The sequence below is a fragment of the Aporhodopirellula sallentina SM41 genome (assembly GCF_000346505.1).
Classification (GTDB): Bacteria; Planctomycetota; Planctomycetia; order Pirellulales; family Pirellulaceae; genus Rhodopirellula; species Rhodopirellula sallentina.
Map to the genome: position 1 here is coordinate 61,083 of NZ_ANOH01000048.1, position 7,787 is coordinate 68,869.

The 7,787-nt window shown below is 56.1% G+C and carries 8 protein-coding genes and 1 pseudogene; 6 read left to right on the forward strand and 3 right to left on the reverse strand.

The features are described 5' to 3' along the window. Positions 1 to 26 precede the first annotated feature (26 nt). The 4 genes from RSSM_RS02505 to RSSM_RS35310 all read left to right on the forward strand — a co-directional run bounded on the left by RSSM_RS02505 (position 27) and on the right by RSSM_RS35310 (position 5,476). On the forward strand, positions 27 to 1,043 hold the full coding sequence (locus RSSM_RS02505) for a DUF6807 family protein (RefSeq protein ID WP_008674143.1): 1,017 nt from the start codon (positions 27 to 29) through the stop codon (positions 1,041 to 1,043). A 123-nt stretch (positions 1,044 to 1,166) separates the two neighbouring features. Beyond that, entirely contained in the window at positions 1,167 to 2,906 is a 1,740-nt protein-coding gene (locus RSSM_RS02510) for a divalent metal cation transporter (protein ID WP_008674144.1), read from the forward strand. A gap of 155 nt (positions 2,907 to 3,061) precedes the next feature. Next, entirely contained in the window at positions 3,062 to 3,757 is a 696-nt protein-coding gene (locus RSSM_RS02515; protein WP_081613666.1) for a hypothetical protein, read from the forward strand. A gap of 282 nt (positions 3,758 to 4,039) precedes the next feature. After that, positions 4,040 to 5,476, forward strand: coding sequence for a prepilin peptidase (locus RSSM_RS35310; RefSeq protein ID WP_052335970.1), 1,437 nt, complete (start codon positions 4,040 to 4,042; stop codon positions 5,474 to 5,476). A 105-nt stretch (positions 5,477 to 5,581) separates the two neighbouring features. On the opposite strand, the gene RSSM_RS02525 is transcribed toward RSSM_RS35310, so the two are convergent. Next, positions 5,582 to 6,010, reverse strand: a complete 429-nt coding sequence (locus tag RSSM_RS02525) for a Fur family transcriptional regulator (protein WP_044300700.1) — start codon at positions 6,008 to 6,010, stop codon at positions 5,582 to 5,584. A gap of 235 nt (positions 6,011 to 6,245) precedes the next feature. Between RSSM_RS02525 and RSSM_RS02530 the strand changes: the two genes are divergently transcribed. Further along, positions 6,246 to 6,890: a MerC domain-containing protein gene (locus RSSM_RS02530; RefSeq protein WP_008674152.1), complete on the forward strand. Its 645-nt coding sequence runs from the start codon at positions 6,246 to 6,248 to the stop codon at positions 6,888 to 6,890. A 130-nt stretch (positions 6,891 to 7,020) separates the two neighbouring features. Here the strand turns inward: RSSM_RS02530 and RSSM_RS34065 are convergent, their stop codons facing one another. Next, complete coding sequence (locus RSSM_RS34065) at positions 7,021 to 7,212, reverse strand: hypothetical protein (protein WP_008674155.1); 192 nt, start codon at positions 7,210 to 7,212, stop codon at positions 7,021 to 7,023. A gap of 5 nt (positions 7,213 to 7,217) precedes the next feature. Continuing rightward, a pseudogene (locus RSSM_RS35315) lies at positions 7,218 to 7,355 on the reverse strand (GTP-binding protein); the annotation flags it as partial. A gap of 128 nt (positions 7,356 to 7,483) precedes the next feature. On the opposite strand from RSSM_RS35315, the gene RSSM_RS02540 reads away from it, so the two are divergent. Beyond that, a partial coding sequence (locus RSSM_RS02540) for a hypothetical protein (RefSeq protein ID WP_044300703.1) occupies positions 7,484 to 7,787 on the forward strand: 304 nt, incomplete at its 3' end.

Sequence of the window (7,787 nt, forward strand, 5' to 3'; positions counted from 1 at the left end):
TCATCCTTCCCGTCGAGAACATTCCCATGTCTCTATCACCGCGTATCTTCTGGATCATTGCCTCGGTGATCTCCCTCACCTTCTGCCACATGCACGGTGTCGCGGCAGACAACACTCCTGCCACGTCCACCCGCATCGCAGTAGAGATTGCCGATGACGAAAGTTCATTGACGTTGCGTATTGATCAGAAGCCCGCGTTCGTCTATCGCTGCGACTCATCTGTTGACTTACCCCACTTCGATCCTTTTCTCAGTGCGAGCGGTCGCCCCATGACGGTGAAGATCAGCAAAGACCATCCACACCACCGATCGTTTTGGGTAGCCGAAGAACGTGTCCACCTCGAAGGGCAGCCCAAGCCCGTGGGTCTCTACATGGCACTTTACTCCGGAGTCACCGACAAAGAAAAATCTCCGTGGCCGATCGCTCCGTATCAACGCCGAGTCAGTCATGTCGCGTTCTCAAACGTCACCGTTGCCGGTAACGAAGCCGAGTTCGATGAAAAGTTGACTTGGATGGACGGCGACACACCTCTCCTCGATGAACTCCGTCACTACCGCGTGGTAGCACTCGCCGACGGTGAGTACTTCCTCGACTTTTCATTCCGTCTACAGGCCACCTATGGTGACGTCACGATCAAACGTGACGCGACCCACTACGCGATCCCATACATCCGCATGAGCGATCCCTTCACGGTCAAAAAAGGCAGCGGCAAAGTCGTCAACAGTGAAGGCGGCGTCAATGAATCAGGAACCCACGATAAACTCGCCTACTGGGTGGACTATTCTGCCACCATGCCGGACGATTCAGGTTTCGAAGGGATCACCTGCATGATCCATCCCGATCAGAAACCGCCGCACTTGTGGCTCATCCGTGACTACGGAACCTGGGGCCCTCGCGGTGCCACAGGCTATCACAATGCCACATTCACCATTGCCGAAGGTGACCAATATGACCAACACGTCGGCATGCTAGTTCATCGCGGTAACGCCCAAGAAGCCGACATCGCCAAACGGTACCAGGACTACTGCGATGGCAAATTGTAGGTCACGCAGAAACATCTCCGGTGCAGCGTCCAGCCACGCTCGCCCGTCCAACCCACAAAGGGCATTCTTCCGCCGATCCCCAGCGGTGCCCCCATTCCATGATCGTTGATTCCCTCGGATACCATGGCAACCAACGCTGCCCCATCCAATGACTCGGTACGGTCAGACCGAGCGTTGCTGCTCGAGGCTCAGCGAGAAGGCAAACAGCTATCCGCTTTCGTGAAGCTGTCCGGGCCCGGATGGCTACAAAGCGCAACCACTCTCGGAGGAGGTTCGCTCGCCGGGTCCTTGTTTTTGGGTGTTCTGGGAGGAACCAGCCTTCTCTGGTTACAAATCGTCGCGATCACGATGGGCGTGATCATGTTGTCGGCGATCAGTTATGTCACGCTGTCGACTGGTCGACGCCCGTTCGAAGCAATCAATCGTGAAATCAATCCTGCGTTGGGATGGGGATGGCTCATCGCCACCGCGATGGCCAACATGATTTGGTGCATGCCGCAGTTCAGTTTGTGCTACGACGCACTCGATAAAAACCTCTTCACGATCGGCGACTGTAGCGGCCTCGGCGACGAAGCCAACACGAAGTGGCTCGTAACCGCGGTCATATTTGTGGCCGCGGGAGTAATCGTGCTGCTCAACGTCCGTCGAGGCCGAGCGGCGTGGCTCTTTGACGTCTTCCTGAAATCACTGATCAGCACGGTCGTATTCTGTTTCTTTGGCGTCGCCGCCCTTTTGATTCTCAACGGCGACGTCGACCTGAGTTCCGCACTGTCGGGTTTAGTCCCCGATCTCCGGCAATGGCGGATGCCAACCGGGGAACTGCACGCTGTGGTCAGTGGCATGCCACCGGTCGCCGCACAATTTTGGACGGATCAGCTAGTCGCCAATCAACGCACCGTGATGATCGCTGCAGCGGCAACCGCCGTTGGTATCAACATGACGTTCCTCATGCCCTACTCCATGATCGCACGCGGCTGGGACAAACCCTTTCGTGGCTTGGCACAATTTGATCTCGCGACCGGAATGGCGATCCCGTTCGTACTGGTGACGAGCTGTGTCGTGATCGCATCCTCGGCATCGTTTCACAACCGGATCGACGATCAACTCGCCTCCAATGATTTGGCCGTGATGGAGCAATCCCCTCTCTTCGAAGCGGTCAAACCATCTCTCCTGTCACGCATCAACACCATGCTCGCCGAGCGATCCGAACAGGTCGATGAGCAAGCCAAAGTACAGATGATGGCCGAACTCTCATCAGACGAAAAACGCATTGCCACTGCGCTCGTTAAAAGAGACGCGTTTCAACTTTCGCAAACGCTCACTCCCTTGCTAGGAGAAGCCAACGCGAAACTCGTATTCGGGCTCGGCGTGTTCGGGATGGGCTTTTCTTCGATCATCATTTTGATGCTCATCAACGGTTACGCGTTCCGCGAGATGGTCGGCTCTCCCGAAGGAACCGTCCCCTTCGTGGTCGGCGTCCTTGTCGCCGGACTCAGTGGCGCCAGTTGGGTATGGCTATGGTCGGGAGGTGCCAAGTTTTGGCTAGCCATTTTTGCCAGCACCTTCGGGATGATGCTCTTGCCGATTGCCTACATCACGTTCTTCCTCATGATGAATAGCAAACGGATCCTCGGCGACGATCGTCCCACCGGTACTCGCCGTTGGATTTGGAACATTGCGATGGGGATATCCGTGGCCGGTGCCTTGGCGGCGGCCTACACAGCAATTGTCGACAAAGCAAACGATCCTCTTCAGCCTGCCGCCTACCCGACCGTTATCACACTATTGATCCTCTATGCCATCGCAGTAGCAGCAGGATTTCTCTTCCGTCATCGCACGTCAACAATCGCAAGCAATCGATAGATTCGGCCCTTTTAGCAAACAATAAACTTCAGTCAAACGATCCAATAATCACTTGTCCACGTTTGCATGTTTCTCCGCTCGCGTTGAGTTATCATGACGCGTCCTCACCAACGTTGGTGAAAGTCCCCACGGTGCAATGAATCAAGGAATATCCGATGACTAGACGGCGAGATGTTAGTTCGATCCTCAACAAAGTGATGACGATCGTTTTTGCGGGTGCTTCCACATTGGGTTTCACCAGCACACACGCTGATGCTCCCGTGAACGCCGGTCCGCAAGCGCCCATCGTTGTCGAAGCCGAGAGTTTCTCAGGCCAGCGAGAGGACGACGTCCGTCAATGGCATGTCATCCCCGCTCCCGATGGCGCACCGGCGGTCGCTGATGCCGATCAACGTAAACAGGCAGCCGAAGGTGCCAGCAACGGGTCCTACATCCGTCTGCTTCCCGATACCCGTCGAACTCACGGCGATAAACTCATTCGCGGTGAGAACTTCAGCCCCGAAGCGGGCAAAATGGCGATCATTAGCTACTCCGTCCATATCGAAACACCAGGCCGCTACTACGTTTGGGTAAGAGCGTTCTCAACCGGCAGCGAAGACAACGGAATCCACGTCGGCATCGACGGAGAGTGGCCTGAACACGGACAACGTATGCAGTGGTGCCAAGGCAAAAATACATGGCGTTGGCAGTGTGCCCAACGAACCGAGAAACAGCACTGCGGCGTCCCGATGGAGATCTACCTCGACATCGAAACCCCCGGCAAAAAGATGATCGAATTCTCGATGCGAGAAGACGGCTTCACCATGGACCAATTCCTACTGACCACCGACAAGAATTTCCGCCCTGAGTGATCGACATCACGTCGCATCTTTCGTAGCCAGCAGCCTCCGGACGCGATCTCTCGCCGCAGCGCGAGAACGCGTCCCGGAATTCTCTGCTCAGTCAAACTGAGACCTAGCCGGGCCCTTGGAGCGCTCAAACGCCACGAATCCTGCCCAATCTTTAACATCTTCACCAACAGCAACCCTCATTTGCACTCATTGTGCATTTACACTATAGTCGCAAATCATTCTTTCTATATCGTCGGATGTGGGTCGGCACAGACGTCGTGATTCGTGTTGAGTGCGTCTGCCGTGAATTCTCCATCGACCGTCTCGACTAGCGACGACTGGTTCGCAAAAACGCTTTGGGGAGAATATCTGCGCATGGCGTTCGTCGGAGTAGCCGGGAGTGCCCTCCTGGGCTCGATCGTCCGAGTCTGCATGGAATCCAACGCGACTTGGATGCTGGTCGGAAACGCTCTCGTGTTGGCCTATCTCGTCTCCACGGCGACTCCAATGCTCTTCCGGGTGACACTACTCGGTCTCGCTCTCTTTTTTTCCATTACCGCGTATCAGCAAACTCCTCCGCAACCATCACTCACCGCCGCAAACTTTTTTTGCAACCCGGTCGCGCTCATGTGGGTGGCCGCTTTTCTAGCAGTCCTTGAAACCATCCATTTCACCCAAAACATTCGTTCGAAGCTCTCACCTCGGGGCACTGCATTTCTCCTGGCGGGGCTCGGATTGCTGGGATACTTGGTCCTGTTACCGACGGTGGAAACGATCTGGAACAGCACACAGGAGACGCCGAGCAGCTATACCCTCGAAGAACCAACAGCCATGGAACACCTGCGGATTCGCAGTTCCAAGGTTGTCATCTTTGCCATCTTCGCTGCCGCTGGAGCCTGCTTCGGCAGCTTCCTCAACGTCGTGGCGGACAGCGCACCACGCGGTCGTTCCATCGCCTTTCGCGACTCGGCGTGCCCCCAATGCGGGACCAAAATCCGACGCATCGATAACATCCCGATCATCAGCTACCTGAACCTTAAAGGACAATGTCGCGATTGCCATACGCCGATCCCTGCTCGTTATTTCCTCGTTGAACTGACAACGATGTTTCTCTTTGCGTCGCTGTTCCTCTACGAACTCGTCACGGGCGCCGCCAACGTTCCCAGCTTCCCTCATTACAGCTACACAGGAATCGTATGGATCATCCTCTATACGAAGTGGCCTGTTGTGGGAATCTACTTGTTCCACTGCCTGGTGTTTTGCTTCATCCTGACGCTAGCATTGATGGAAACCGATCGACTGCGTTGTCCCACTTGGCTCGCGACAGTCATGCTCCTGACTACCATTTCCATCGCCCTGGCAACTCCTCACTGCGTCCCGGTAACCATCTTCGAGCAAACGTCGATCCCGGCAAATCGGATGCCGCAATTTTTCACGCCAGTCGCCACTGTGATCGCAGGTGCCTTCGCGGGATGGGGGATTTCAACGCTCGCTTCATTCGCTCAGGTGCGTTCCAATCAACCCCGCACCTCCACAACGCTTGCCGCTCTTTTGATCGGGGTGGCTCTCGGTTGGCAAGCCACACTCACCATCGGAGCGATCTGGATCGGGATGGCATGGACGAGCCGATTCATCGGCGGCCGGAAACTGCGTCCCCGTTGGCTCACCCCGACGATGCTGCTATTCCTAGCCGTGATGCTGCACCATCCCGCATGGAATTGGCTGACCAGCCAATGGTGAACGACATCCAAACGACTCGAGCCTAGGCTGCTCAAGTCCAATATAAAACGCCGCAGAAACACAGCCAACCGTCACCGGCCATCTGTTCAGGAAGCAATACGCCTCTCATTCCCGGCAGTCGTTGCAATGCCCGCGAAGCAAGATTTCAGTGACTTCACCAAACTGCTCGCTGGCCCGTTGACTTCCCGCGGTCAACTTGACGTCGTCCAAACAGGAAACGGTACCGCAATCGACGCACAGAAAGTGCGGATGCCCGCCGTCATGTTCCTCATCGATCGTTTCGAATCGCCAGACGTGGTCGCCAACTTCGGTTCGCCGAAGCAGCCCAGCATCCACCATGTCATTCAAATTGCGGAAAACGGTGGCCTTGTCCACACCGAGCGTCGCTAAGTCTTCCGCCACCACGGCGTGAGTAAGCGGTGAGGTGGACCGGCGGAGCAATTGCAGAGTGGCTATTCGCGCCGGCGTGGCTCGCAGCCCCGCGTCGCGAATCGCTTGCTTGACCAGGTCAAGCGATTCGTCGTCAGTCATCATGAATTCCTATCGTTGCAAAGAGACCGAATATTGAATTCTACACATGTGCAACGCCTGTGCAAGTGAATTCTCACTTACCCACGCACGGTGCCCCCACGCAACAGCCCCCCGCATTGGTCAAAAATTTCGCTCGTATTTCCCTGGTAGATCCTTCCTCGAACCACCACACATGCATATCATGTGCAACTGCACGGCTATCCCACAAAATCCTCTCCACCTCACAGGGAGATTATCCATGATTGAACTAACGACATTGCCCTCGAACGCTATCACCGAGGAATCAAGCGACAACTCAACTTGGCGCGATTGGGTCGGGATCGTTGCTTCGATCGGGTGTGCGATTCATTGTGCGGCCATGCCGTTCGTGATCGCATTTTTGCCCGCACTGGGACTCAGCTTCCTGGCGGATGAATCGTTTCACCAGTGGATGGCTCTGGCCTGTTTCCTGATCGCGATCGCGGCTTTCGTCCCTGGCTTCCGCAAGCATCGCCGGATGACACCGATCGCAATCGCCAGCGTGGGCTTGGTTCTGATCACCAGCGCGGCATTTGGCATGGCTGGTGACTGCTGTGCGGCCTGCGAGACTTCCACCATCGCGGCAACCGATGCCGCCGTTTGCACCGACGCATGTTGCGAGCATTGCACCGCGATTGCGGGCACCGAGACAAATACCGACGTAACGCAAACCAGCGTGAGCGGCGTTGCCTCCGCTGGAAACCCCGAAGTGGACTCTGAATTCCAAGCCTTCATCGCTCCCTTTGCCGCCTGGATCACACCGATCGGTGGGTTGCTCTTGGTGGGCGCTCACTTGCTGAACCGACGCTACGGATGCCTATGCGGTTGCTGCGAGCCCGCACAAGCCATAGTGCGGTCCGCATAGTCAATTTGCCCAGGGCCACGAACTTAGTGTTCTTCGTTTAACCGGTAGCCAGAGACGCCGTTCCCCGGTCCTGCCCCTGATCGTGCGACGCCTTCGGCTACCGGTTAAACGAGATGGTAACGTGAGGTTGCTACTTGCACTTCAGTAGCAGTTGCTCCAGCCCCTCCCAGCCGGAGGTTGGACTGTCGGTGATGACTTCCAAGCGGCTATCGCGACGATACGCCGTGGCGCTGAACGAAGTCTCATTCTTGCTGCGGTTGATCCCCCACCAATCATCTCGTCCACGGTCACGATGCCGTACTCGTTCACGAAAATCGACCATCGTTCGCCATCCGGTCGATGCTCAAGCAAGCGATTGATCGCCGTTGTCTTCCCTGACCCAAGGAATCCCGTGATCAAATTGGTTGGGATCGGCATCATCGAACTCGAACGGGGCTGTTTTGCTGGCTGAGGTTTGGCATCCATTTTGGATACTTTAGCAGATCCCCAAGAACACTTCCTTCATGCACACGTATTGCACATGCGTCGTGTTGTCATAAACTGAACATGTCCTGACGGCACTCATCGCTTCTTTTCCTACGAAGGGTTCTTCTATGTTGCTCAAGTTCCGAACACTCTGCTTGGTCGTTGCCTTGGCTGGTTGCGGGCCCCTCGCCGCGGCCGACCAACCCTCTCCGCAGCAGCCCACTGACACCGCTAGCAACATCGCCGCGAACGGCACCGGCGAGTCGGTGCACGAAGATCGCCCGATTCTTGTTGTTGCTCACAAGAGCTTGCTCGACAGAATTGCGACGTGGACCGACGCTCCGGCAGAATGCCTCTTTGATCGAGAAAACCTAGCCGACGACAACGCTCAACGGACCGTGCCGGCTTTACCCATCGCTCGATTGCTCAACG

What these genes read in the sequence shown, in the direction of transcription:
- RSSM_RS02515 (WP_081613666.1), top strand. Translation starts at nt 3,062, where the DNA reads ATGACTAGACGGCGAGATGTTAGTTCGATCCTCAACAAAGTGATGACG.
- RSSM_RS02510 (WP_008674144.1), top strand. Translation starts at nt 1,167, where the DNA reads ATGGCAACCAACGCTGCCCCATCCAATGACTCGGTACGGTCAGACCGA.
- RSSM_RS02530 (WP_008674152.1), top strand. Translation starts at nt 6,246, where the DNA reads ATGATTGAACTAACGACATTGCCCTCGAACGCTATCACCGAGGAATCA.
- RSSM_RS02525 (WP_044300700.1), bottom strand. Translation starts at nt 6,010, where the DNA reads ATGATGACTGACGACGAATCGCTTGACCTGGTCAAGCAAGCGATTCGC.
- RSSM_RS34065 (WP_008674155.1), bottom strand. Translation starts at nt 7,212, where the DNA reads ATGGTCGATTTTCGTGAACGAGTACGGCATCGTGACCGTGGACGAGAT.
- RSSM_RS02505 (WP_008674143.1), top strand. Translation starts at nt 27, where the DNA reads ATGTCTCTATCACCGCGTATCTTCTGGATCATTGCCTCGGTGATCTCC.